This is a genomic window from Exiguobacterium mexicanum (assembly GCF_005960665.1).
GTDB classification, from domain to species: Bacteria; Bacillota; Bacilli; order Exiguobacteriales; family Exiguobacteriaceae; genus Exiguobacterium; species Exiguobacterium mexicanum_A.
In genome coordinates this window covers 804,101-829,403 of sequence record NZ_CP040676.1, presented here as the reverse complement: position 1 = coordinate 829,403, position 25,303 = coordinate 804,101, and the positions used below count along the sequence as shown (strand labels likewise).

General features: G+C 51.1%; 26 protein-coding genes, 2 pseudogenes and 1 riboswitch. Of the genes and pseudogenes, 9 read left to right on the top strand and 19 right to left on the bottom strand.

From position 1 onward, the window contains the following. Position 1: 1 nt before the first annotated feature. The 3 genes from FED52_RS04705 to FED52_RS04700 are packed head-to-tail and all read right to left on the bottom strand — an operon-like array spanning position 2 to position 2,239. On the bottom strand, positions 2 to 661 hold the full coding sequence (locus FED52_RS04705; protein ID WP_138859135.1) for a DUF429 domain-containing protein: 660 nt from the start codon (positions 659 to 661) through the stop codon (positions 2 to 4). Further along, complete coding sequence (locus FED52_RS13860) at positions 642 to 800, bottom strand: hypothetical protein (RefSeq protein WP_161787546.1); 159 nt, start codon at positions 798 to 800, stop codon at positions 642 to 644. Before FED52_RS13860 ends, FED52_RS04705 begins: the two co-directional genes overlap by 20 nt. Further along, positions 797 to 2,239, bottom strand: coding sequence for a leucyl aminopeptidase (locus FED52_RS04700; RefSeq protein ID WP_138859134.1), 1,443 nt, complete (start codon positions 2,237 to 2,239; stop codon positions 797 to 799). The genes FED52_RS13860 and FED52_RS04700 overlap by 4 nt, the downstream gene beginning before the upstream one ends. 329 nt (positions 2,240 to 2,568) lie before the next feature. Between FED52_RS04700 and ptsP the strand changes: the two genes are divergently transcribed. Continuing rightward, a complete protein-coding gene (gene ptsP / locus FED52_RS04695) occupies positions 2,569 to 4,287 on the top strand; it encodes a phosphoenolpyruvate--protein phosphotransferase (RefSeq protein ID WP_138859133.1) in 1,719 nt (572 codons plus the stop codon). A 135-nt stretch (positions 4,288 to 4,422) separates the two neighbouring features. Here ptsP and ptsG (FED52_RS04690) read toward each other — a convergent pair. The 5 genes and pseudogenes from ptsG (FED52_RS04690) to FED52_RS04670 form a co-directional block, all read right to left on the bottom strand. Next, positions 4,423 to 6,360, bottom strand: a pseudogene (ptsG, locus tag FED52_RS04690) (glucose-specific PTS transporter subunit IIBC); the annotation flags it as partial. 140 nt (positions 6,361 to 6,500) lie between these two features. Further along, a pseudogene (gene ptsG, locus FED52_RS04685) lies at positions 6,501 to 8,000 on the bottom strand (glucose-specific PTS transporter subunit IIBC); the annotation flags it as partial. Between the two features lie 217 nt (positions 8,001 to 8,217). Then, positions 8,218 to 9,063, bottom strand: coding sequence for a glucose PTS transporter transcription antiterminator GlcT (gene glcT, locus FED52_RS04680; protein ID WP_021065527.1), 846 nt, complete (start codon positions 9,061 to 9,063; stop codon positions 8,218 to 8,220). Positions 9,064 to 9,168: 105 nt separating this feature from the next. Next, positions 9,169 to 9,486 (bottom strand): YuiB family protein, encoded by a 318-nt coding sequence (locus tag FED52_RS04675; RefSeq protein ID WP_021065526.1) that lies wholly within the window; start codon positions 9,484 to 9,486, stop codon positions 9,169 to 9,171. Between the two features lie 123 nt (positions 9,487 to 9,609). Next, on the bottom strand, positions 9,610 to 10,821 hold the full coding sequence (locus FED52_RS04670; protein WP_138859130.1) for an NAD(P)/FAD-dependent oxidoreductase: 1,212 nt from the start codon (positions 10,819 to 10,821) through the stop codon (positions 9,610 to 9,612). A 266-nt stretch (positions 10,822 to 11,087) separates the two neighbouring features. Here FED52_RS04670 and FED52_RS04665 point away from each other — a divergent pair, with 266 nt between their 5' ends. Next, positions 11,088 to 12,065 carry an NAD(P)/FAD-dependent oxidoreductase gene (locus tag FED52_RS04665; RefSeq protein WP_029595122.1) on the top strand — a complete coding sequence of 326 codons (978 nt, stop codon included), beginning with the start codon at positions 11,088 to 11,090 and terminating at the stop codon, positions 12,063 to 12,065. Between the two features lie 36 nt (positions 12,066 to 12,101). On the opposite strand, the gene FED52_RS04660 is transcribed toward FED52_RS04665, so the two are convergent. Then, positions 12,102 to 12,956 carry a Rossmann-fold NAD(P)-binding domain-containing protein gene (locus tag FED52_RS04660; protein WP_138859129.1) on the bottom strand — a complete coding sequence of 285 codons (855 nt, stop codon included), beginning with the start codon at positions 12,954 to 12,956 and terminating at the stop codon, positions 12,102 to 12,104. A gap of 127 nt (positions 12,957 to 13,083) precedes the next feature. On the opposite strand from FED52_RS04660, the gene FED52_RS04655 reads away from it, so the two are divergent. Beyond that, positions 13,084 to 13,326 (top strand): hypothetical protein, encoded by a 243-nt coding sequence (locus FED52_RS04655; protein WP_029595120.1) that lies wholly within the window; start codon positions 13,084 to 13,086, stop codon positions 13,324 to 13,326. A gap of 41 nt (positions 13,327 to 13,367) precedes the next feature. Here the strand turns inward: FED52_RS04655 and FED52_RS04650 are convergent, their stop codons facing one another. Further along, positions 13,368 to 13,724 (bottom strand): HesB/IscA family protein, encoded by a 357-nt coding sequence (locus FED52_RS04650; RefSeq protein ID WP_138859128.1) that lies wholly within the window; start codon positions 13,722 to 13,724, stop codon positions 13,368 to 13,370. A 97-nt stretch (positions 13,725 to 13,821) separates the two neighbouring features. After that, positions 13,822 to 13,963, top strand: a riboswitch (FMN riboswitch). Between the two features lie 159 nt (positions 13,964 to 14,122). On the opposite strand from FED52_RS04650, the gene FED52_RS04645 reads away from it, so the two are divergent. Continuing rightward, entirely contained in the window at positions 14,123 to 14,710 is a 588-nt protein-coding gene (locus tag FED52_RS04645) for an ECF transporter S component (protein WP_029595118.1), read from the top strand. A gap of 129 nt (positions 14,711 to 14,839) precedes the next feature. Next, the gene (locus FED52_RS04640) at positions 14,840 to 15,367 is read left to right on the top strand and encodes a nucleotidyltransferase family protein (RefSeq protein WP_138860280.1); all 528 of its coding nucleotides are present in this window, start codon (positions 14,840 to 14,842) and stop codon (positions 15,365 to 15,367) included. A 91-nt stretch (positions 15,368 to 15,458) separates the two neighbouring features. On the opposite strand, the gene FED52_RS04635 is transcribed toward FED52_RS04640, so the two are convergent. From FED52_RS04635 to FED52_RS04625, 3 genes are all read right to left on the bottom strand, one after another. Beyond that, the gene (locus FED52_RS04635) at positions 15,459 to 16,004 is read right to left on the bottom strand and encodes a 2'-5' RNA ligase family protein (RefSeq protein ID WP_138859127.1); all 546 of its coding nucleotides are present in this window, start codon (positions 16,002 to 16,004) and stop codon (positions 15,459 to 15,461) included. 63 nt (positions 16,005 to 16,067) lie between these two features. After that, positions 16,068 to 17,279 carry a NupC/NupG family nucleoside CNT transporter gene (locus tag FED52_RS04630; RefSeq protein WP_138859126.1) on the bottom strand — a complete coding sequence of 404 codons (1,212 nt, stop codon included), beginning with the start codon at positions 17,277 to 17,279 and terminating at the stop codon, positions 16,068 to 16,070. Positions 17,280 to 17,490: 211 nt separating this feature from the next. Then, positions 17,491 to 17,727 carry a YuzB family protein gene (locus FED52_RS04625; protein ID WP_021065517.1) on the bottom strand — a complete coding sequence of 79 codons (237 nt, stop codon included), beginning with the start codon at positions 17,725 to 17,727 and terminating at the stop codon, positions 17,491 to 17,493. Positions 17,728 to 17,824: 97 nt separating this feature from the next. Between FED52_RS04625 and FED52_RS04620 the strand changes: the two genes are divergently transcribed. Then, entirely contained in the window at positions 17,825 to 18,880 is a 1,056-nt protein-coding gene (locus FED52_RS04620; RefSeq protein WP_034778394.1) for an NAD(P)/FAD-dependent oxidoreductase, read from the top strand. A 237-nt stretch (positions 18,881 to 19,117) separates the two neighbouring features. Next, positions 19,118 to 20,548 carry a S8 family serine peptidase gene (locus FED52_RS04615; RefSeq protein ID WP_138859125.1) on the top strand — a complete coding sequence of 477 codons (1,431 nt, stop codon included), beginning with the start codon at positions 19,118 to 19,120 and terminating at the stop codon, positions 20,546 to 20,548. A 38-nt stretch (positions 20,549 to 20,586) separates the two neighbouring features. On the opposite strand, the gene FED52_RS04610 is transcribed toward FED52_RS04615, so the two are convergent. Next, positions 20,587 to 20,880 (bottom strand): DUF1462 family protein, encoded by a 294-nt coding sequence (locus FED52_RS04610; RefSeq protein WP_138859124.1) that lies wholly within the window; start codon positions 20,878 to 20,880, stop codon positions 20,587 to 20,589. Positions 20,881 to 20,976: 96 nt separating this feature from the next. On the opposite strand from FED52_RS04610, the gene FED52_RS04605 reads away from it, so the two are divergent. Continuing rightward, positions 20,977 to 21,234 (top strand): NifU family protein, encoded by a 258-nt coding sequence (locus FED52_RS04605; RefSeq protein WP_232819607.1) that lies wholly within the window; start codon positions 20,977 to 20,979, stop codon positions 21,232 to 21,234. Between the two features lie 33 nt (positions 21,235 to 21,267). Here FED52_RS04605 and FED52_RS04600 read toward each other — a convergent pair whose 3' ends face one another. Beyond that, positions 21,268 to 22,038, bottom strand: coding sequence for a TIGR01457 family HAD-type hydrolase (locus FED52_RS04600; protein ID WP_138859123.1), 771 nt, complete (start codon positions 22,036 to 22,038; stop codon positions 21,268 to 21,270). Positions 22,039 to 22,042: 4 nt separating this feature from the next. Then, complete coding sequence (locus tag FED52_RS04595; protein WP_138859122.1) at positions 22,043 to 22,486, bottom strand: DUF86 domain-containing protein; 444 nt, start codon at positions 22,484 to 22,486, stop codon at positions 22,043 to 22,045. Between the two features lie 158 nt (positions 22,487 to 22,644). On the opposite strand from FED52_RS04595, the gene glpX reads away from it, so the two are divergent. Continuing rightward, entirely contained in the window at positions 22,645 to 23,625 is a 981-nt protein-coding gene (gene glpX / locus FED52_RS04590) for a class II fructose-bisphosphatase (RefSeq protein ID WP_138859121.1), read from the top strand. Between the two features lie 35 nt (positions 23,626 to 23,660). Here the strand turns inward: glpX and FED52_RS04585 are convergent, their stop codons facing one another. From FED52_RS04585 to FED52_RS04575, 3 genes are all read right to left on the bottom strand, one after another. Beyond that, the gene (locus FED52_RS04585; protein WP_138859120.1) at positions 23,661 to 24,335 is read right to left on the bottom strand and encodes a DUF975 family protein; all 675 of its coding nucleotides are present in this window, start codon (positions 24,333 to 24,335) and stop codon (positions 23,661 to 23,663) included. A 104-nt stretch (positions 24,336 to 24,439) separates the two neighbouring features. Further along, on the bottom strand, positions 24,440 to 24,745 hold the full coding sequence (locus FED52_RS04580; protein WP_138859119.1) for a hypothetical protein: 306 nt from the start codon (positions 24,743 to 24,745) through the stop codon (positions 24,440 to 24,442). Between the two features lie 156 nt (positions 24,746 to 24,901). Next, complete coding sequence (locus FED52_RS04575; RefSeq protein WP_138859118.1) at positions 24,902 to 25,282, bottom strand: YutD family protein; 381 nt, start codon at positions 25,280 to 25,282, stop codon at positions 24,902 to 24,904. Between the last annotated feature and the right edge of the window lie 21 nt (positions 25,283 to 25,303).

The following is a 25,303-nucleotide window of genomic DNA, read 5'->3' as shown; positions in this document are numbered from 1 at the left end:
GTCATCGCTCTTTTGTCTTCGGTACCGCTACGAACGGCTCTCCTTCAGTTTGGTCCGGATGCGTCACCATCCCAGTCGTTCCCGCCTCATAGGCGGCCACGGCCAAAATACAGGCGTCGATAATATCATCGACTTGTACGTTCGACATCTTCCACTTCCAGGGCGAGCTTTTTGAATAGCGGCGCAACAACTCGATCCGTTCGAGTTCTCCCGCCTCGGTCTTCTTGCTGAAACGCGCCTCGTTCCCGGTCATGACGGCGAAGCACACTTCCGGGTGTGACTCATAGACGTCCGTTTCAGCGATCGTTTGAAACTCTCGAATCCGAGGCACAAGGTTCCACGCTTGTTTGCTGATTCCTTTTCCGACTAGTTCGCGACTTCTCGCGTTGGCCGTCTCATACGATGCTTCTGTTACCACTTCTTGAATCGGTGGTGTGAAGATCGATGACTTCCGCTCTTTTAGTTGTGACCGCATCCACGCGTCACACGTTCGGTCCGGCTTGTCGATCGACCCTAAGTCTTTCGGCATATCGACAAAATGCACGGCCCCTTCGATCAATAAATCTTCTAACTTCTCTGAGATGGTCAAACAGAGCGAGATGCTGTCGTACGTGATTCGTACCCAACCCCCGCGCGCGCCATCAATTCCTACTCCGACCACGGCGTCCCTCCTGCATCAAAAACAACACTCCGAGCACCGCGCAAAAGACGGTCACTCCTAACAACCAACGGCTTGGCCAAGCCGTGTATCCGAAACCGGAGACGACGGCCAAACCGATTAATACAAATCCAATTTTCAACGTTTCCATCCTTCGAGCATCGAGGCGAGTGTGCGCACCATGACGCCAGTCGGTCCTTTTGGTCCGAGGTCGCTCGCCGACGAACGTTCGCTCGTCCCAGCGATGTCGAGATGGAGCCAAGGCGTGTCCCCGACGAACTCACCGACAAAAGCGCCGCCGAAAATCATATGACCGTAACGGCCCGGTGAGTTGTTCAAGTCGGCGACTTCCGACTTACGCACTTGGTTGATGAAGACATCGAAGTATGGCATCTGCCAGACGAGTTCGTTCGTGTCACGGCTCGCAGCTTCTAAGGCGCCGTAGAGCGACGCATCGTTCGTCAGGCAACCAGTCACTTCCGTACCGAGTGCGACGAGCACACCGCCCGTGAGCGTGGCCACATCGATGATGGCTTGCGGTTCATACGTCTTGGCAAAGGTAACGGCGTCGGCGAGGACGAGACGACCTTCCGCATCCGTGTTAAGCACTTCAATCGTCTTCCCGTTCATCGCCGTGATGACATCGTCCGGCTTGAATGCGTCCCCTGAGATCATGTTGTCCGTCGATGGGATGACACCGATGACGTTCACGTTCGGTTTCGTCGTCGCGAGCGTCTCGAATAAACCAAGTACCGTCGCGGCGCCGCCCATATCCCCTTTCATACCGACGATGCCGTCTTTCGGCTTGATCGAGTAACCGCCCGTATCAAACGTGATTCCTTTTCCGACGACAGCGACAGGCGCCTCGTCTCCAGCTCCGCGATATTCGAGCACGATCAACTTCGGCGGGATCGTCGACCCTTGGTTGACGGCGAGAAGCGCGCCCATTCCGAGCCCTTCCATCTCTTCTTTTTCAATGATGCGATGTTCAAAGCCGTGACGTTTGGCCAACTCGACCGCATAGTCCGCGAGCGTTTCCGACGTCAAAATATTGGCTGGCATCATCGTGAGCGACCTCGCCACATTCACCCCACGTCCGTAAGCTGCACCTGCTAGCGCCTCTTCCTCTGCATCAGCTCCGAGCAACGTGATCGTTACGTCGGGTTTCGCCGGTTTCGGCTCTGATTTGTATGTAGGATGCTCATACGTCGCCATCTCATACGCTTCAGCAAACAGTTTCGCCGTATTCGGTCCGAACGTGTCGAGGGCGACCGCGACGTCCGTGAAGGCACGGGCTTTGATGTGTTTGGCGACTTTCCCGAACCAATTGCGCACATTTTCAACCGTATTTTCGTTCCGTTGTCCGAGACCGACGAATAGGATCCGTTTAACCGTTCCCTCAAACGTCGGGACGATGGAGACTTCACCTGTTTTCGTTGAAATATCTGCCGATTGAATCAATGCTTTGACGCGTCCATTAAACAATGAATCGAGTCCTTCCTCAATCGTGTCGGCAGCGCCGATCCCCACGACGATTGTGTCATATGAACCGTTCCAATCTAAGTCTTTCACTTGATACATGTTTGCCACTTCCCTTCTTTATATATGGTTAGCATAACGAACTTCTGCCAAATAATGAAACAGTATGCGCAAGAGTCAATAAATCTTCGAATTCAGGCGTTAACTCCTCGTTGTGACGATGATTTATTTTATGATAGGATAAGAAAGTACGCAATCAGGCATCCCTCCCTGTTGAGGCGAGGCCATTTTGTTCGGTCGAGGCTTCCCCTAGTAGTAGACCGTTGCTACTTTAATCTTCCAGGTTTTCGTTAGTTCCTTTTTCATTTCGGGTAAGAACTAACGAGATAACGTTGGAAACCACTATTTCTTTGAAGAGAGGGACTACGCTTATGTCACACATTAAAGGTATTGGCGCATCTGCAGGAATCGCAGTTGCGAAAGCATTCGTCATGGAGACACCTTCATTTGACATCCCGACAAACAAAATCGAGGACGTAGCAGCTGAGAAAGCCCGTTTCCAAGCGGCGATCGCTCAGTCAAAGACAGAACTCGAAGAAATTCGCGAGATCACACTTCGTGAACTCGGCGAAGACAAGGCAGAGATTTTCTCGGCACACTTGCTCATCGTCGAAGATCCAGAGATCGTCTCACAAGTGAACGACAAAATTGAAAGCGAACACATGAACGCTGCGAAAGCGCTCGATGAAGTCGCTCAAATGATGGTCATGATCTTTGAATCGATGGATAACGAGTACATGCGTGAACGCGCTGCCGACGTTCGTGACGTCACAAAACGCGTCATGGCGCATATCCTCGGTGTCACATTCATGACGCCTGCGTCGATTTCTGAAGAAGTCATCATCATCGCTGAAGATTTGACACCGTCTGACACGGCGCAACTCAACCGTAAATACGTCAAAGGTTTCGCGACAAACATTGGTGGACGTACGTCTCACTCAGCGATCATGTCTCGCTCACTCGAGATTCCTGCTGTCGTCGGAACAAAAGTAGCGCTCGAAGAAATCAAGAACGGCGACCTCGTCGTCATCGACGGGACAGAAGGCGACGTCTTCGTCAACCCGTCTGAAGAACTCGTCAATGAATACGTTGAAAAACGTGCTTCATTCGAAGCTTACAAAGAAGAGTTGAAACAACTCGTCAACGAAGAGTCAGTCACAGCCGACGGCCATAAAGTCAAACTTGCGGCAAACATCGGTACACCGAACGACCTCGAAGGCGTGTTGAAAAACGGCGCTGACGCCATCGGCCTTTACCGGACCGAGTTCCTCTACATGGACTCAGAAACGTTCCCGACGGAAGAAGAGCAATATACAGCCTATAAAGCAGTACTCGAAGGTATGGACGGCAAACAAGTCGTCATCCGTACGCTCGATATCGGTGGAGATAAAGAATTGTCTTACCTCGACCTTCCAAAAGAAATGAACCCGTTCCTCGGCTATCGCGCGATTCGCCTTTGCCTCGAAGAGACGGACTTGTTCCGCACACAACTTCGCGCCCTTCTCCGTGCCTCAGCGCACGGTGACCTCGCCATCATGTTCCCAATGATCGCGACACTTGAAGAGTTCCGCGCGGCGAAAGCGCTCCTTCTCGAAGAAGAAGCGAAGTTGAAAGCAGAAGGCATCGCTGTCGGTAACTACGAGACAGGGATGATGGTCGAGATTCCATCGACTGCCGTCATGGCGAAGCAATTCGCGAAAGAAGTCGACTTCTTCTCAGTCGGCACGAACGACTTGATTCAATACACGATGGCAGCGGACCGCATGAACGAGAAAGTCTCGTACTTGTACCAACCGTTCAACCCGGCCATCTTGAACCTTCTCCACAACGTCATCACAGAAGCACATAAAGCTGGCAAATGGGTCGGCATGTGTGGCGAGATGGCTGGAGAAGAGCTCGCGATTCCAATCCTTCTCGGACTTGGCCTTGACGAGTTCTCGATGTCAGCTTCAAGCGTCCTTCGCGCACGTAGCCTCGTGAAGCGTTTGACGAAGTCAGAAACAGAAGCGATCGTCAACGATGTCCTCAACATGGATACAGCTGAAGAAGTCGTGAACTTCCTCAGTGAAAAATTCGATATTAAGAAGTAACAAAAAAAGAAGTTCTCGCAGTTGCGAGAGCTTCTTTTTTGTTTACTCGGCGCCTTTATCGTCCGTTCTGAAGTCGAGCGCTTCACCGGCGACGACCGTCTCTCCGAATGGGACGACGACGATTTTGCCGTCTCCGTTCGTCGAAATGATCGGCGTGATGAGCGATGGAACTTTGTCGCGAATCAAATTGAGGTCAACGTCGAGCAAGACATCCCCCGCTTCGACGCGGTCGCCTTCTTTCACTTTGGCGACGAATCCTTCGCCTTTCAGATTGACCGTATCGAGTCCGACATGGATAAGAATCTCGCGTCCATCGTCCGCAAGTAGACCGATCGCATGTTTCGTCGGGAAGAACGTCGTGATTTGTCCCGTGATCGGTGCAACGACTTGTCCCGAACTCGGTTCGATGGCAAATCCTTCGCCCATCATGCGGCCCGAGAAGACTTGGTCCGGAACGTCATCGAGCGACAAGATGACACCCGACATCGGGGCGAGGAAGCGATGATCGGCATGTTCGGCCGCTTCCGGTGTGATGACGGCTTTTTCTTTCGGCTTGTATTCGCCGCCCTCGATGATGGCCGCGATTTGCGATTTGAGCGTATCCGATTTCGGTCCGAAGATGGCTTGAATATTATCTCCGACTTCGAGTACTCCGGCCGCTCCCAAATCTTTGAGCAAGTCTTTATCGACTTGTTTCACATCGTTCACGGTGACGCGAAGACGCGTGATACAAGCATCGAGGTGTTTGACGTTTTCAGGTCCGCCGAGACCCACGAGCACTTCGTACGGTAAATCGTCTCCGACGACGGCACGGGCGCCTTTGCCTTCGGCGACGGTTTCACGTCCCGGCACTTTCAAGTCGAACTTCGTAATGGCGAAGCGGAACCCGAAGTAATAAATAACCGCGAAGACGAGGCCGACTGGAATGACGAGCCACCAGGCTGTCCGGTTCGGCAACACTCCGAACAATAGATAGTCGATGAGTCCGCCTGAGAACGTCATCCCGATTTTTACGTTAAGCAAGTGCATGGTCATAAAGGATAGTCCAGCAAAGACGGCGTGAATACCAAAGAGTAGAGGTGCAACGAAGACGAACGAGAATTCGACCGGCTCGGTGATTCCCGTCAAGAATGAGGTGAGGGCTGCTGAGAAGTAAAGTCCTTCGACGTCTTTGCGACGCTCTTTCGGGACCGTGTGGAACATGGCGAGACAAGCGGCAGGCAATCCGAACATCATGAACGGGAACTTCCCGGTCATATACGTACCGGCCGTAAACTCGACTCCATCACGTAATTGTGCGAAGAAGATCCGTTGGTCCCCTTGGACGAGGTCTCCCGCCTGGTTCGTATATTCCCCGAACTGGAACCAAAACGGAGAGTACCAAATGTGGTGCAGACCGAACGGGATCAAGGAACGCTCGACCAAACCGAAGACAAAGGCTGAAACGGCGACGTTCGCTTCAATGATCGTGCTCGAGAACGTGTTGATCGCTGAACCGATTGGCGGCCAAATGTAGGCGAGCGCAATCCCGATCAATAAGCTGAATGCGGCGGTCGCGATCGGCACGAACCGTTTCCCTGCAAAGAACCCTAAGAAATCCGGCAACTTGATGTTGAAGTACTTGTTGTACGCGAATGCGGCAATGAGACCTGCGATAATACCCCCGAATACCCCCATTTGGAGCGTCGGGATCCCGAGTACCGTGGCATAGGCCGGGTCTCCCTGGGCGATTTCCGCGGTAATACCGTTCCACGTGCTGATAACCTTGTTCATAATCAAATAACCAACGATAGCTGCTAACCCGGCAACACCGTCCCCGTTGGCTAGCCCGATGGCGACACCGACGGCGAACAATAGACCTAGATTGGCAAACACGATATCCCCGGCATCTGTCATAACTTGCCAGACGAGGACGAGTGAATCGTTTGCCAAGAAAGGCAAGAGCGAAACGAGATCAGGGTTTTGGAACGCGGTACCAAATGCGAGTAATAGACCGGCTGCCGGTAGAATCGCAACCGGAAGCATAAGTGCCTTCCCGATTCGTTGCAAAACACCAAACACTTTCTTCCACATCATGGTTCCCTCCTTTTGTCAGAATACTTACTTTTCCCCATCTGCCATTAGGCTGAAACCGGTTCACCCATACAAAAAAAGCCAATCCATAATGGATTGGCTTATAGCTTCATTCAGTTTGCTTTCTTTTCGTTACCTGAAGCGATGACCGCTTGCATTTCTGATTTCAATGCATCCGAACGTGGTCCGAAGATGGCTTGAACGTTGTTACCGACTTCAAGGACACCAGCTGCCCCGAGGCGTTTCAACTCTTCTTTGTTGACTTGGCTCTTATCTTTTACTTCGACGCGGAGACGTGTGATACATGCGTCAAGGTGTTTGATGTTTTGTGAACCACCGAAACCAACGAGGATATCTTGTGCAAGTTCCGAACCTGTAGCAGTTGATTGCTCAACGACTTCATCTTCACGGCCCGGTGTTTTAAGGTTGAACTTACGGATAACGAAGCGGAATCCGAAGTAGTAAACGACTGCGAACACGAGACCGACTGGAATGACGAGCCACCAGTCTGTACGGTTAGGAAGTACACCGAAGAGAAGGTAGTCGATCAAACCGCCCGAGAACGTCATCCCGATTTTGACGTTCAAGATGTGCATGACCATGAACGAAAGGCCAGCGAAGACTGCGTGTACTGCGAACAAGAGTGGAGCAACGAACAAGAATGAGAACTCGATCGGCTCAGTGATACCAGTCAAGAACGATGTAAGTGCTGCCGAAGCCAAGAGACCACCGACGACTGCTTTACGTTCAGGACGTGCTTCGTGGTACATTGCGAGTGCTGCTGCTGGAAGACCGAACATCATGAACGGGTACTTACCAGTCATGAACGTACCGGCTGTGAGCTCAGCGCCATCACGAATTTGTGCGAAGAAGATCGCTTGGTCACCACGAACGATGTTACCCGCTGCATCCGTGTACGAGCCGAACTCGAACCAGAATGGTGAGTAGAAGATGTGGTGAAGACCGAATGGAATCAATGAACGTTCGATCAAACCGAAGATGAATGCCGCGAACGTGCGGTTTTCAGTCAACATGAAGTTTGAGAACGTGTTCAAGCCGTGCTGAACTGGTGGCCAGATGAGAAGCATGACGAAACCAGCGACAACTGCCAATACTGCAGTAACGATTGGGACGAAACGCTTACCAGCGAAGAAGCCAAGGAATTGCGGCAACTCGATGTTGAAGTACTTATTGTATGCCCATGCGGCAATCAGACCGACGATGATTCCCCCGAATACCCCAGTTTGGAGCGTTGGAATCCCGAGTACTGATGCGTAAGCCGGATCACCTTGTGCGATGATTTCAGGTGTGAGTTCGAGCCAAACACCCATAACTTTGTTCATGATGAGGAATCCGACGATGGCTGCGAGTCCGGCAACGCCGTCCCCTGCTAAACCGATCGCGACACCGACTGCGAATAAGAGTGCTAAGTTCGAGAAGATAATGCCACCCGCTTGCTCCATGAGCTGAGCGAATTTCACAACGCCTTCGTTCGTTAACCAACCAGCGCGTGATGTGAGGGCCGGGTTTTGCATCGCGTTACCGAATGCAAGAAGAAGACCGGCTGCCGGCAAGATCGCAACAGGAAGCATAAGTGCTTTACCGACTTTTTGAAGAACACCAAAGATCTGCTTAAACATGATAAATCCTCCTTTTTGTGATTGTTTCGTGCGAAAAGACGACTGTAGATGTCAGACAACTGACGTATCTAAACGTTTTCATAATAAACGTTTATAAAAACAGAAACAGGCATGAATAAGGTATAGAACGTAGACCTCTCCTAATAGAGAAATCGTTGCGTTCCACTCCTTACTCATGCCTGATCGAATCAGTAACACGTAAGATACGTGGTATCAGTTATCTACTTGTTAGGCGCTGGAGATGCATCGTCAAATATGTCGCTTCACCTCGCGGGACAGGACGCTTTAATTCGCGTTCCATGATGCCCATCAGCTCCCAAGCAGTACTATAGCATAGCGGATATTCTTCGCGCAATACCTTTTCAATTTTTTGTGGGGCCTCCACCATCTCACCCGTTGCAACCCGCTCAACGGCGTACCTTAAGTGCCGAAGTAAGCGCTTATAATCGAGTGAACTCCGGTCCATTTTGACGTTCAAACGACTCTCAATCGTCTGAACGATTTGCCCGATGATTTGGTTGTGTCGATTGACCTCGAGGACGTTTTTGAACGTCGTCGCCGAATGGATATGGAGCGCGATAAATCCGATCTCCGCGTCCGGCAACAGCACGTCAAGCCGCTCGTGAATCATATCGACGATACGTTCGGCGAGCGCGTACTCGTTCGGATAGAGCGATTCGGTCTCGAGCAAGAACGGATTTGTCACTTCCATCCCTTGTTCGATTCGCTTCATCGTGAAGAACAAGTGGTCAGTCAAACCGATATGAATATGTTGATCGACTTTTTTGCCCGTATTGTTCTCGATAAACCCGACGATTTCTTGCATGAAGGCAATAAAGTCTTCATCGACGTGTTTGACGAGCTCACGGTATTGTGATTGTTCTTCTTTATCTGTCAGTTGATACACTTTCTCCGGGACACTGGCCGGGTCGACGAGATCGCCCGCTTTCTTGCCGAAGCCAATCCCTTTCCCGAGTAGAATGACTTCCGGTTCCGGATCATGTTGGCAAATGACAACGCTATTATTCAACACTTTCTTGATCGTATACATCGGTAATGTCATTCTCATCGCATCCCTTACTAATTAAATCGTTATCTTATCTAGTATATCGGTTCGCCTTCTAAAAAAGTAGGCAGAAAACAAAAAAGACGAACATTTCTGCCGTCTTTAAAACATTGAGTAACCACTCTTACGCAAGTAGCGAATCGTGACGCCGGCCAAAATTGCACCAAGCAGTCCGAAACCAAGCATGAACACATCCAAAAACTGAAGTCCGAGCACCCGTTCGTAAACGTTGGCGAGCGCGGTCGATGTCTCCGTGATGTAACTCGAGAGCTTGACGTTATCAATCATCATAATGACGAAAATCGGATAGATGAACACGAGCGTCCATGTTTTTTTAAGTAGCATGTTCAAAATAAAGCCGATGCTGAAGAAGATGACCAAATAAAGAATCGCCCCAATGACAGCCTGGATGATATGCATGCGATTGCCCCCTTTTCCCGTTGTCTATTATACCGAATCGCCCTCTCTTAGGTCAAAGGTGAACCATGAGGCGTCATCAAAAAAAGTAGCCCGTTCGGATGAGCGGGCTACTTGGTCATATGCTTAGAATTTACCTTTTTTGAGGACGAGACCGTACTTCTTCAATTCGAGGAAGTGTTTGTTGTCGATCACTTTCTTCATGAATGAAGCGTTGCGACCGAAGATCTTTTTGCCCATGACGATGCCGATGCCGTCGTTATGGCCAAGTGAAGCGACTGTCCCTTTGCTCTCATACGTGAATTTCGAAGTCGATTTTCCGTTGATGAGCGCCGCGATGTTTTTCGCTACGTTGTGCGCTTGTTGCGTCGCGATTTGAGCAGTCGGCGGGTATGGACGGTTTGAGACCGGATCCATGACAGCCGAGCAGTCACCGATGATGAAGACGTTGTCGTGACCAGGGGCACGGTTGTCCGCCTCGACCATGACACGGTTACGGACCGCTTCAAAACCAGATTTCTCGATGATCGGGCTACCGCTGACGCCACCTGTCCAAAGGATCGTGTTCGCTGCGATCGTCTCCGTCGTGTCGCCTTGAAGCGGACCGAACGTGACGACGCCAGGCTCAACGCCTTTGATGCCGTTGCCGAGTTTCATCTCGACACCGTTACGCTCGAGCCATTTCTGTGCATACGTCGTAAGTTCTGGGTCGAAACCAGGAAGGACGGTCGGAGCCGCCTCGATGTTCACGATGCGAACGGCTTCACGTGGCACGTCATACTGCTTGCAAAGCTCAGGGACACGGTTGACGAGCTCACCGAGGAACTCGATACCTGTGAAACCTGCGCCGCCGACGACGATTGTCACGTACGAGCGGTCAGCCGACCCGTTCGTCTTGTATTGTGCGAATGAGTATTCGATATGTTCTTTGATTTTACGGACGCTGTTCAATGAACTGATTGTCATCGCGTTCTCTTTGAGGCCTGGGATTCCGAATGTTTCTGGAATGCCGCCGAGTGCGAACACGACATAATCATATTCAACAGTCGAGCCGTCTGCGAGTAGTACTTGTTTAGCCGTAGTATCGACGCGATCGACGATCCCTTTGACAAATTTCACGCGTGACGGGTTCACAACGTCGTTGATGTAGATACGAGCTTGCTCCGGTTTCATCGTTCCGGCCGCTGGTTCATGGAGCCATGTCGTCTGGTAATGGTAATCATGCTTGTTGATGAGCGTGATGTTCGCGTCGCCAGCTGAGAGCGTCTTCTGGAGGTTCACCGCTGTGATGAGTCCACCGAAACCTGCGCCAAGAATAACAATGTTAGGTCGTTTCATGTTCATTTCCACCTTGTTTTGATAGTTTTGTTTTCTTGAACAATCACGTTGTGTGTTTTTTCACATGAATGTTCACAATAAAGCCTAAACCTTGTTCAACCAATGTTCACAATTGCTTCTCGTTCATTGTACGCTGTTTATTTCGTTTTCTCAATGGAAAAGCTTATCTTCTTGAATTTTTTTTGAATGTATAGGATGTTTGTACAGAATGGATTTAATTCACGATTGTCACTATAATGGATGTATACGTTTTGAGGAGGAATTCGATGAAATCGACGAAAGATGTGATCATCATCGGTGGCGGCCCGGTCGGACTGTTCACCGCATTTTATGCAGGTATGCGCCAACTCGATACGGCGTTGATTGAAAGTTTGCCGCAGCTCGGCGGACAATTATCGACACTGTATCCAGAAAAATATATTTACGACATCGCCGGCTTCCCGAAAGTGAAAGCCCAAGATTTGATTGACCAATTAAAAGCCCAAGCCGATCAGTTCGAGCAGGACTATCGCCTCGGGGAGACGGTCGAGACGGTCGAACGTCTTGAAGACGGCACGTTCCAGATCACGACGAACAAGGATGAGTACCATACGAAAGCCATCATCATCACGGCCGGGAACGGGGCATTCGCCGCACGACCGCTCGGCATCGATGGTTGCGAAGATTATGCCAACCTTCATTACTTCGTCGACAACATGGAGAAGTTCCGCGACCGCCGCGTCATGATCGCTGGCGGCGGCGACTCTGCCGTCGACTGGGCGCTCATGCTTGAAGGCATCGCCAAGGAAGTCCATATCGTTCACCGCCGTGACCGTTTCCGTGCCCACGAGCATACGGTCGAGCAAATGAAGGCCTCGACGATCAACGTGTGGACGCCATATAACATTGAGTCACTTTCAGGTGAGACACACATCGAGTCGGTCGAATTGACGGACAAAGACGGCGAATCGAAATTCGTTGAAATCGACGACCTCATCTGTAACTACGGTTTCGTCTCATCGCTCGGCCCAATCAAAAACTGGGGCATGGAGTTCGAGAAGAACACGATCCGCGTCGACTCACGCATGGAGACGACGGTCGCCGGCATCTTCGCCTGTGGTGACATCGCGACTTATGAAGGAAAAGTGAAATTGATTGCGACAGGCTTCGGTGAAGCCCCGATCGCCATCAACCAAGTGAAGCAGCTCGTCGACCCGACAGCGCGTCACCCACAACATTCGACTTCGGTATTTGCCGGGAAATAACGATGTGGCCCTCATCGCGATGATGAGGGCCATTTTTCATTTGCGGATTGTTTTTACAATGACCCGGTCGAGCCAGTCGTCGAGTTGGGTGAAGACGAACCCGGCCTTTTTCGCCTCGGCAATCGACATATAATAGTCGACGTCCGTATCGTACGGCGACGACTCGCCATCTTTGATGATCTGGATCGGTTTATTTAAGTGATGGCCGATCCGTTCCATGAGTGCCCCGAGCGAGATGACCCCTTCACTCGCCGCGTTGAACGGTCCGGTCACGTTCGCCCGACCGACCCATTCTAGAAAGGCGGCCGCCTCAAAGCTTGAGATGAACCCCATCTTCGCTTCCGGGTGATGCAGTACGATCGGCTCTTCCCGTCGGACGGCGTCGATATAAAACTTGAGACGGTCTGTATAGTCGTCGGGTCCGAGCACGATTGGCAAGCGGACCGTCGCGACCGGGAACGAGGCGCGATGGAAGAAATAAGATTCAGCCTCTCGCTTCCCTTGCCCATAATCATGTTCGGATTCGAGATGATAGTCATGATGGAGCGGATTGAAATCACTTTCTTTCAACTCGGCGCCTGGCGCATAAACCGACATCGTCGACGTGAGCACATATTTACCGACTTGGTCCATGAAAGCGTCCGAGGCGATCTTTGCCTGGTACGGGTTAAAGCAAATATTGTCATAGACGAGGTCGTAATGGTCTCGTGACAAATCTTTCATCGTCGCCACCGACTGTCGGTCCCCTTTGATCGACCGGATGCCCTCCGCCTCAGGTACTTGCAGTTGTCCACGCGTCACAATCGTCACATCGTCACCGGCCTCCGCCAACCGAAGCGCCAACCGCTTTCCAAAATAGCGTGAGCCACCGAAAATCAATACGTTTCTCATCGTCCCTGCCCCTCCTACATGAAATGACATCTCTTTTCATTTTCCCTTGCATCCTCTCGACTAATCTTCCACATCCTTGAATATTTTTGTTATTCTTATATATATAGAGAAGAAAGAGGCGAGACGCATGCATCAGATCACATTAGAAAAAGGATGGTCGTGTGAATTACCGACACAATATGCCATTTACCAAAGCTTATCGGACTTCAGCCGTTACTCGGTCCTTGACCAAGAGGAAGAGAGCGTCTGTTCATTCCGCATCACGAACGACACGTGTAAAATCACAGCGTTTCGTCCTTGGCAACATCAAATCGAGTTAGACGCGGCTTCGAAACTCATTCGATTAATTCTGATTGAAGAGACAGACTGAATACAAAAAAGGCCAATCATGTGGCATGATTGGCCTTTCGTTTAGCAATCCCCAGGTGTCCCGGCGTTCGATGCCGTCCGGAAACTCGAGCCACAACCGCACGTGGCGATGGCGTTCGGATTTTTAATCGTGAAGCCGCCTCCTAGCATCGACTGCTTATAGTCAATCTCGAGACCGTCGACGACCCCGTGATCGGCTTCGGCGACGATGACGCGGACGCCGTGGTGGTCAAACTGAACGTCCTTGTCTGTCTTATCCTCATCAAACCCCATCCCGTAAGACAGGCCGGTACACCCGCCCCCTTGCACTTTGATCCGCAAGTACTGGTCGTCGGGGCGTTCGGTCTGTTTCATCATATCGATGACTTGTAATGCGGCTGATTCTGTCAAATGAATCATCTGAACTCCTCCTTCGTTATCTTAACTTCAAGTCAACTGACTTGAGATTTTGTGAAATATCTTGTATAACTAAACTGTAACAAAAAAAATTAAATCGTTCCATCTTCGGGGCAGGGTGAAATTCCCGACCGGCGGTATTGAAGACAAGTTCTTCTCAGCCCGTGAGCGAGCAAGGCGTTGCTTGCTGATTTCGTGAGATTCGAAAGCCGACAGTAAAGTCTGGATGGGAGAAGATGGCGGCATCCGACCGATATCCGGATGTTTTCTTCGGCGTGGTCTAAACACCGATGAGAACATCTATTTCGTATGCGCGTAAACTCTCCCGATTGTTTGATACAATCGGGTTTTTCTATGCGACGGGTGCCATTCATCAAGGAGCGACAAAAGGAGAGATTTTGATGAAAACAACGCGCAACAAACGATTGACAACACTGGTGACACTATCGATGCTCGGGGCCATTTCTTTTGTCCTCATGCTCTTTAACTTCCCGCTGCCTTTCCTACCACCGTTCCTAAAAGTGGATTTCAGTGACATTCCCGCGCTCGTCGCCGGGATCGTGTTCTCCCCACTCGCAGGCGTCGTGGTCGTCGCTCTAAAAAACGTCCTCTACTATGTCTTCAATGGTGGCGGCGTTCCGGTCGGTGAAGTCGCGAACTTCTTTGCAGGTGTCGCCTTCATGTATCCGGTCGCATGGTTCTACCATAAACGTAAAACGAATAAAGCGCTCGCTTCAGGCCTCGTGGCCGGTACGATCACGATGGCACTCAGCTTGGCGATCTTGAACTATTTGCTCATCTTACCAGCCTACGCGTTCTTCTTCGGCATGACCGAGATGGCACAACCGGCTGTCAAAACGGACCTCGTCCTATACGGTATCTTGCCGTTCAACTTCATTAAGGCCTTGCTGATCAGCGCCTTGTTCGTCCCACTCTTCCTCAAATTGAAGCCGTGGATCGAACGTCAGCGCATGCAACTTCAAGCGTAACTGACAAGCACCTAGACCCCGGTCTAGGTGCTTTTTGTATAGGTACGCTATGCTAATGAGAGAATAGGAGGAGATGGATTGAACACGACTGAAGATGTGACCCATTTTTTAGAGACTGATGTGGAACTGATGCGTCTGTTGACAATCGTCGCTTCGCTCTGTTTACCCGATTGGTGGATTTGTGCCGGATACGTGCGGGCAAAAATATGGGATGACGCGCACGGCTACGAAGTACCGACGCCGACCGAGGACGTCGATGTCATCTACTTTGACCGATCTCACATCGACGAGGCGATTGAAAAACAGTATGAGGCACAACTGCACGACCTGTTACCGAACGTCCCTTGGTCGGTCAAAAACCAGGCCCGCATGCATCTGGTCAATCAATTGCCACAGTATCAATCTGCGGTCGACGCCTTGGCCCATTTCCCTGAGACGGTCACGGCCATCGGTGTCAGCCTTGATGCGAGCGGACGCTTGAAGCTGGCCGCCCCTTACGGTATCGACGACATAGTCAAACTACAGTTACGACCGACCCCGGCCTTTGCGAACGACTCTTCACACCATCATATTTATCGAGCCCGGATCAATAAAAAGAATTGGCAAGCCACTTGGCCGAGACTCCATGAAGTGGATATACCTCGTCAGGAACGATAAACCCCCACCGTTTCCTGGTCAATTCCTTCTATCGGTCCTAGTCACATATGACAAACCTGACAGAAGAATGCACAAAAGTAACTTAGCTTTGTTACTTTTGTGCGGATAATTTCACTCTATGTAATACTCGAACGTGAACCGGTGTTACTAATTCAATTAATGCCACCTCTACAATTTTTCCAGCTATAGGTTTTACAATATCAGTACAATATTCAAAAGCATCTTTCATCTTTTCTTTAGACAATCTGTTTGCCAGTGTACAGTGCGGAATCCATGAGTCCGGTAAATATAAGGACTCAGCGTTATCATTAAACTCCCCAAATATACGATGATGCTCTAAGTGGAGGCTCCTCAATCCGGATGAGATTGTAGGTGAAAGAAAAAGTGCACTTGATTGAATGAACGTACCCAACGTACTAAATGTTAGATTTACAATCTCCTTCGATTGATAGTAGCTGTCCATCAGTTCGATATACGCCTCAACATTCAAACTACTGTAACTAGCTAATGTTATATGAGGTTGTCGATTCGAGACTTCATATGCATAAGAAGTAATTCCTTCTTGTTTCAAGCCTTCCCATACCTCTTGAATTCGTTTCTCCGTTTGTTCATCAAAAAGCGCTATCATTCCATACATATGTCATTCCTCCCCAAAAAAGAGTGACCACCGAAGTGATCACTCTGAGTATACCGTGTTTGATTAGAGAAGAAGACCAGCGAGTGTCGCTGACATCAAGTTGGCAAGCGTACCTGCGAGAATCGCGAGGACACCCATGCGCGCGATGTCGTTCCGACGGTTCGGCGCCATTCCACCAAGACCACCGAGAAGGATGGCGAGTGATGAGATGTTGGCGAATCCACAGAGTGCGAACGCGATCATAGCTTCCGTACGTGCCGAGAGGTCACCAGAACCGATGATTGGTGCGAATTCAGAGAAAGCGACGAATTCGTTCAACACGAGTTTTTGTCCGAGGAAGCTACCGAATTGAACAGCATCTGCCCATGGCACACCGATCACGAATGCGAGCGGTGCGAACACATAACCAAGAATCAATTGAAGCGTGAGACCGTCGAAACCGAACAAGCCACCGATTCCACCGAGAATCAAGTTAACGAGCGCGATCAATGAAACGAAGGCGAGAAGCATCGCACCGACGTTCAATGCAAGGAAGAGACCGTCAGAGGCACCGCGAGCGGCTGCATCGACGAAGTTCGCTGCCTTGTTCTCTTCATCTTCAGCGATTTCGACATCGTCATCCGGTACGTCTGTTTCCGGGACGATGATTTTCGCGAACATGAGACCAGCAGGAGCAGCCATGAAGCTCGCTGCGAGCAAGTACTCGAGCGGTACACCAAGAGCAGCGTATCCAGCAAGAACTGAACCGGCAACCGAGGCGAGACCACCGACCATGACAGCGAAGAGTTCCGATTGCGTCATCGTTGGAAGGTAAGGTTTGATGACGAGCGGTGCTTCCGTCTGACCGACGAAGATGTTCGCTGTCGCTGAGAGCGATTCTTTACGTGATGTGCCAAGTGCTTTGGCGAGAGCCGTACCGAGGATACGGATCACCCACTGCATGACACCTACATAGTAGAGAAGTGCGATGAGTGACGACATGAAGACGATAATCGTCAACACTTGGAACGCGAAGACGAAGTTGTCTCCGCCGACAGCTGTACCGAAGACGAAACTAATCCCGGCGTTCGCCGTGTTCAAGACGTTCTGGACGCCTCCTGAGATCCATTCTAACGCGTTACGTCCTACTGTAGTGAAGAGGACGAGGAAGGCGAACGTAAACTGTACCGCGAAAGCGGCAAGCACGGTGCGCCATTTGATGGCTTTACGGTTGGTCGAGAAGATGTAAGCGATTCCAATTAGTGCCAAAATACCAACCACGCTCATGATATTCATTGGTGTTGTGCTCCTTTCATATTGGGGAAACCTGATAATGTGATATACCCGAATCGAGATGTGTCCTACCGTTTGAAACGCTTTCTTTTTCTGTTGTTAAACGTCAGACAACCTACATTCGAACCTCTTTGAATATAACAGACCCTTTTTAAAAATGCAACGGGTCAAAACGGTCAAAATAAAAAAAGTTTGAAGGTCCTTCAAACTTTTTTTACCATGCCATTTCTTCAATTTTTTCATATACATTCGTCACGAGTTGTTCCGGTGTATCCCCGGTCACGACCTCACCATCGACGAGACAAAACAAGTCAAGCGAACAGACGCCGCAGTAGCCCGTACAGCCATATTCGACGACGTCTAAGTCTGGATCGGACTCTAATTTGGCGCGGGCGATTTGTGAACCCATCGCTAAATTGGAGGCACAGAACTCAATGATCGGATTCATCATGTCATTCATCCTTCCCCTTTCCTTCAAAGCAGGAAAATGGTTCTTCTACGGCGTATTATAACATGATACAGTTGAAGTGTAACAAAGGGGGATTTTTATGCGCAAATTAGTCGTCTTGGGAGGCGGTTACGGGGGTATGCGTGTAATCGAACGTGTCCTCGGCCATCAGCTGAAGGACGTATCGATCACACTCATCGACCGTCTACCTTACCATGGGTTAAAAACAGAGTATTATGCACTTGCGGCGGGGACCGTGTCGGATCGTGACATCCGCATCGATTTTCCAGAAGAGGTCGACTACATATACGGCCAAGTCACCGATATCGATACGGGGGACAAAATGGTCCTGCTCGCGAGCGGGGAAAAAGTGCCGTACGACGACCTCGTCATCGGCCTCGGTTGCGAGGACAAGTATCACAACGTGCCCGGTGCCGCCGAGTTCACGTACAGCATCCAAACGTTAGAAGAATCACGCAAGACCCAGCAAGCAATCAACGGCCTATCTCCGGGATCAGTCGTCTCGATCGTCGGTGCCGGCCTGTCCGGTGTCGAGCTCGCCAGCGAGCTGCGCGAGAGTCGTCCCGACTTGACGGTCCGTTTGTTCGACCGCGGCCCGTCCGTCCTATCGTTCCTATCAAACCGTGTCTCGATGTATGTCCAGTCTTGGTTCGAGGAACATGGTGTCGAAGTCATCAATAACTCGAACATCGTCCGGGTCGACGCCGATGGGTTATGGAACCATGAACAGCACTTCGCTTCCGATTTGACGGTGTGGACCGCCGGGATTCAACCGGTCGCCGTCGTCCGCAACCAAGGTTGGGAACTCGATGGGGGTGGACGTGTCAAATTGACACCACACCACTACGTCCCGGAACAGCCCGATATCTTCGTCGTCGGGGACAACGCCAGCCTGCCGTATGCACCTTCGGGTCAGCTCGCAGAAGCGCAGGCCGAACAGATCGTCCAAGTGCTACTCTGTAAATGGAAAGGTGTCGGGTATCCGGATTTGCCGGATATCAAACTCCGAGGCACGTTAGGATCGCTTGGGAAGAAGGCCGGATTTGGCGTCTTCATGGGCAAGCAGTCGCTCACCGGAAAAGTCGCGCGATTGCTCAAGTCCGGAATTCTTTGGAAACATAAAGTCATTAAATAACATGCCTGGGTCGGCCATCTCGGTCGATCCTTTTTAGTGTAAAGCAATCCATTTGTCGTTCAGCCACCGTCGTGTTGAGCCAAAAGTCTTGTATCTGAATCCCCTGTATCCTTATCTAAATATTCAGATTATTGATTCGATTGACGTATTCTACCCGTTGGCAAAACTTGTTACTCTAGGGTCACGGCCGAACGACTTCGTGTCGCCTCGCCTACATAACCCGAAGGAGGAAACAAGTTGAAAAAAATCTGTAGCACCGTCCTCGCCTCATTGCTCGTCTTGTCAACCGTCCCGGAAGCCGCGGAAGCTGCTCCCAACAAATCGAAAGAACGCGTCATCGTCGTCTTCAAAGAGTCAGCGAAGAACATCCCGCTCTCGATTGAAGGCATGGAAGTTCGCCAACAGTACAAAAATCTTCCGGCCGCTGCCCTCGAAGTACCAAAGGCTGCCTTGAAGGGCTTGAAGAACAATCCGAACGTTGCCCACGTGGAAGTCGATCAAACAGTGCAAATCGAAAACCAGACCCAGGACTGGGGCATCCCGAAGTTGAAAGCCCCATCGGCTTGGCAGAGCGGATACACCGGGAAAGGCGTGAAAGTATCGGTCGTCGATACGGGGATCTCGCCGCATCCTGATTTGACGATTTCGGGCGGTGCCTCATTCAGCACGGTCACGAGCTCGTACGCCGATGACAACGGTCACGGGACGCACGTCGCTGGTATTATCGGGGCCCGTAACAACAGCATTGGGACCGTCGGGATTGCCCACGAGGCGAGCATTTACGCCGTCAAGGCACTCGAGGCGAACGGTAGCGGTAGCCTATCGAGTATTATCGCCGGGATCGATTGGTCAATCACGAACGATATGGACGTCATCAACTTGAGTCTCGGGACGACGAGTCCATCCTCAACGCTCCAACAAGTCGTCGACCGTGCCAATAATGCTGGCATCCTCGTCGTCGCGGCAGCCGGTAACAACGGACGCACCGACGGATCGGGCGACCTCGTCAACTACCCGGCCCGATACAGCTCGGCCATCGCTGTCGCAGCGACGGACATCAACAACAATCGCGCCTCATTCTCGGCTACAGGCAGCACGGTCGAAGTCGCGGCACCAGGCGTGAGCATTAACTCGACACTCGCAACTGGCGGATACGGCCAAATGAGCGGGACATCGATGGCGACTCCGTACGTCGCTGGTAACCTCGCTCTCATGAAGCAAGCGTTCCCGACGTTGTCGAGCGCACAACTCCGCTCAAAACTGTCACAAGACTCGATCGACCTTGGCGCGGTTGGACGCGACGCCTGGTTCGGAAACGGACTCGTCCAAGCTCCAACGTCTGGTGGGACGTCACAGCCTGTTCAAGCACTCGCGACGACAGTATCGACATCGAAGTCGACTTATTACGCGGGTGAGCAAGTATCGATCTCATCGACGGTGCGGGACGCGAACGGCCAACCGGTCGCAAACGCCGACGTCCGTGTGACGGTCACACAACCTTACGGCACAACGCTCACAGGGACAGGCAAGACAAGTTCGACAGGCGCCATCACGTTCACGCTCTCGACAAGTTCTTCGTCACAGCGCGGCACGTACCAAGTGAAGGCTGATGCGACGCTCACTGGCTACACGGCTGGTTCGGCGACGTCATCGTTCCGCCTTCTGTAACGAACAAGAGTCGAACGACAATCGTCGCTCGACTCTTTTCATGCTGTCGTCTGCTCGATGGCCGAGTAGACTTTTCGTAACTGGACGACCCCTTCATCCACGACTTCCCCATTCAAGAGGACAAGCGGATAAAACCACTCGTCTTGCTTGATCGCCTCAGCGATGTCGTCGTCAGCCGTCTCGAAATCGATGTACTCGAACTCGAACGCCTGATCCGGATATTTCCGGGCAAGCGCACTTTGCAACCATTCATATGTCTCGATCGAGCTAGGTGCCCCGACGCAGCTCGCACACTGCACCTCAGCCCCATATACCGTGATTTTCATGTCCATTCCCCCTGTTCTCTCCTATTATACAAAATTCAATAAGTCGTATCGTCACAAAACGCTCAGCGTTAATGATTGAGAAACAATCTCAAACTTGCTAGAATGAAAGGGAACCAGAAAGGGGTAGATACCATGGAAATGTTTGATCAAGTCCAAGAAGTACTCGATAAATTACGCCCGTTCTTGCTTCGCGACGGCGGTGACGTCGAACTCGTAGACGTGGAAGAAGGCATCGTCAAACTTCGTTTGATGGGTGCATGCGGCAGCTGCCCATCTTCAACCATCACTTTGAAAGCCGGGATTGAGCGTGCGCTCATCGAAGAAGTACCTGGCATCGTTGAAGTCGAACAAGTATTCTAAACAAAAAGGGAGACGTGAGTCATCCCTTTTTTTTCATGCATGCGTCCATTCATCTAAGCTTTCGACCATATAGGTCGGGAGCTTTTCTTGTTCTTGGATAAAGGCCGGACCGTGTACGCCCGAATTGACATGAAGCGTCCGGAGTCCACCGTTGATCCCGAACAAGATGTCGGTATGATAGTTATCCCCGACCATGACGACCTCTTCTTTTGTGAGACCGATCATCTCGAGGGCGATATCGACCATGACCGGTTCCGGTTTTCCGATGAAGAATGGGTCTTTTTCCGTCGTCACAGCCAAGACGGATGTGAGCGCCCCGTTCCCAGGCAAAAAGCCACGTTCGGTCGGGATGGCGATATCACCGTTCGTCGAGATGAAGCGGGCACCGGAACGAATCGCGAGTGCGCCTTTCGCCAACTTCTCGTAAGTGATATGGCGGTCGAGCCCGATGACGACATAGTCCGCCTTCGCCTCTTTCGTCACGTGGAAGCCACGTTCTTCAAGCGCTAAACGCAAGCCGTCTTCCCCAATCATGTAAACCGTCGCGCCCGGCGTCATCTTCTCGATGTAACGGGCCGTCGCCATGGCGCTCGTCAATACGTGCTCCGGTGTGACATGTACACCCATCGAGACGAGCTTATCTGCCACTTGTTTCGGCGTCATCGACGCATTGTTCGTGACGAACAAGTACGGGAAGCCCGTTGCTTCGAGTCGATTCACGAAATCGACCGCTGCTTGAATCGGGGCTGTCCCCGCATAAATCGTGCCGTCTAAGTCAAATAAGTATCCTTTAATCGAATCCATCCAATCACTCGCTTTCTGGTAGAAATGCTGATACAGGTCCAAGTTCCACTTCGATATAATGCCGGACCTGCTCTGTGAATGCCTCGAACGTCGCTCTATAGCGCTCGACCCAAGCGTCGAATCGGTCCGAGTCTGCCGTGACGAACTCCCGGACGTAATGAGCCCGTAGCGCCACGAGCGCTTTTGCGGCTACTGCCGTCTCGGCATCGAGCACGCGTTCATCGAGCAAAATATCGACGATGTCCTCATAACTGCCCGGGTCGCGCATGATGAAGCCATCAATCATCGAGTTGCCGACATCAATCACGCCTTCCATCAAATGGACGGCCAACCGCTGTTTCGCCAGTTCGACCGTGAAGGCGTCCCCCTCTAGTTGATCAAGTCGACCGAGCATCGTCTCCATATGGGCCAACGTCTCGCTAATCTTTTCTCTGTTCACAAAATACATCGGAATCCCCCCTGCCTCCTATAGTAATCCTTTTTCTCGTTCGAGAAAAGAATCTCACCTATTTACATCATTTATCTGATTGTGATACACTAATCCACGGATTGACACAATAAATAGTATGACACATTAAATAGACATCACGTGGAGGGTACAACACTATGGAACGAGAATTAGCGCTAGAGATCGTACGAGCAACTGAGGCAGCAGCACTTGCTTCGTCAAAATGGATCGGTCGTGGTCAAAAGAACGAAGCAGACGACGCAGCCACGTCAGCAATGCGTGAAGTACTCGGGACGGTCAATATGGACGCCACCGTCGTGATTGGTGAAGGCGAGCTCGATGAGGCACCGATGCTCTATATCGGTGAACGTCTCGGCACGACGTTTGGGCCGGAAGTCGACATCGCGGTCGACCCGCTCGAAGGGACGTCAATCGTCGCCAAAGGGCTCGGCGATGCCATGGTCGTCATCGCGGTCGCCGATAAGGGCGCCCTCCTCCACGCACCGGATATGTATATGGATAAACTCGTCGTCGGACCGAATTTGAAAGGGAAAGTCTCGCTCGACGAACCGCTCGAATCGATCATCGAGAAGGCAGCCCTCTATAACGGCAAGCGTATCGAAGAAGTCACGGTCATCATGCAAGACCGTGATCGCCATGAGCACTTGCGTCAAGCGGCGATGAACATGGGCGCTCGTGTCAAGCTGTTCGAAGACGGAGACGTCTCGGCGGGAATCGCGGCAGCCGTCAAATCAAATCCGATTGACATCTTTATCAGCACGGGCGGCGCCCCGGAAGGCGTCATCACGGCAGCGGCCGTCAAAGCGCTCGGTGGCGACATGCAGGCACGCCTTCACCCGATGAACGAAGAAGAGACGGCGCGCGTCATCTCGATGGGCATCGACGACCCGCTCCAATTGCTCACAATCGACGACCTCGTCAAGAGCGATGACTGCATCTTTGCGGCGACAGGCGTCACGTCAGGCGAACTGCTCGACGGCGTCAAATTCTTGACGGACGATATCGTCGAAACGACGTCGCTCGTCATGCGCTCGAAAACGAAGACGATTCGTAAAGTCATCGCCGAGCACACGTTGTCACTCAAGCCATACCTCCAAAAACAAGAAATCAACGCATAATAAAACCTCCGCTCTCGATGAGCGGAGGTTTTCGTTTAGAATCCTTGTTCGAAATCCGTTCCGGCATGGTTTGTCTGTAGTCGTTCCGCTTGACGAATCGAGTCGTAGAACGTCGCGTACGTCGTCGTGAAGTACGGGTAGACGTACAAGAAACCGATTCCGAGCGTGAACACCCCGACGAAGAACCAACCGATGAATGAGAGGACAAGTTTGAACGCGTCCATCTTATGCCCATCCATCATGCGGCGTGATTCCGTGATCGCCTCAAGGGCCGATAGTTCCGGTTGGTCCCGTAAAATGTAATACGTCAGTGAGTACGAGAACCCTTTGATGATTCCCGGGATCACGAGGAGCAACGTCCATAAGAAAATGAACAATCCCATGAAGAACGGGGCGAGCACGTGCTTGACGTAGCCCGTTCTAAATGGCTCGAACAACTTTGAGACGCCTGGCCGCTCGCCGCGTGAAACGGAAAGGACGAGCCACGCCCAGCCAATCGTGAGCGGTGCAATCAACAAAGTGAGAAGAAGCGACAAGAACGTAAGTCCCGTGTCAGCCGCTGTCGGTATCGCCTCTGGGTCTACAGGGACAGGCGGCGCGAACGATTGTGGAATCCCGTTCAAGACGACGAATAAAATTAATAGCCCGGCCATCAGCCAACGCTTTCCGGTTAACATTTTTTGGGCATGTTGTTTTAACTGTGCAGTCATTTTTCATCATCCTTTTTGTGAGGTCTTTCCTAAGTGTACGTCATCGCCTCCAGAAAAGTTTCAAAAAACCACGAAAAAAGGGAAAAGGTTTTTTTCCCTCCCCCTCAATACATCACATTGCCCATGAAAAACTGTGACATCGATAAAATAAATAAGAGCACACCTGTGGCCACTGCCACCAACGAAATGATTTTAAATAGACGGCTTCTCAGAAACGCCTGACGATATTCAAAGCGGCGGATCAGCAATACGTGGACAACCTCATAGAGAAGGACTGCGGCCGTGAAGTAAAACGTCATGATACTCCCTAACCCGAAGAACAACATCGCAAGTAAGCCCAGACCGAGATTGTGAATTCGGTTGTGGACGTCATCGCGGTCACCGACGGTCGCCGTTTGTACGTGTTGCATACTTCCACCTCACTTCCAAAACCCGAACAGAAACAATTGCTATAAATATAAGTTATCACAATTTTCCCACCCCTAAACCTGTCACACCGTCTTTTCACCTAAAAGAAACATTTGGAAAATAAATGTAACAAAAAAAGCGCTGATGTCATCAGCGCGTCATGTGCCGGTCGAAGGTTCAGCTTCTTCCGACTTATTGAATTTGCGTTTCAGTTTGAGCGGTTGTTTCGTGCCGCCGAAGACCGGACCGTCTTCCGCCTCATCGATTTCCGTCTTTTTCTTGAGCACGAAGAACGGGCACCCAAAGTTACAGTATTCATACACGTAATCCATCACATGGTCGATCCGATTGTCATATGTCGCGAACTTGGATTTTGTCTCATAAAATCCTTTCAACCGAAGTTGTCCGTGACCCCAGTCCCCGACGATATAATCATACTTATCGAGCACGTCGCTATAGCGTGCGATGAATGCCTCCTCGTCAAAACCGTCCCGTTTTTCTTCGATGACGGTATAGCCGTGGCGATTCACTCTAATCATGTTTCACACCTCCACTCTTCT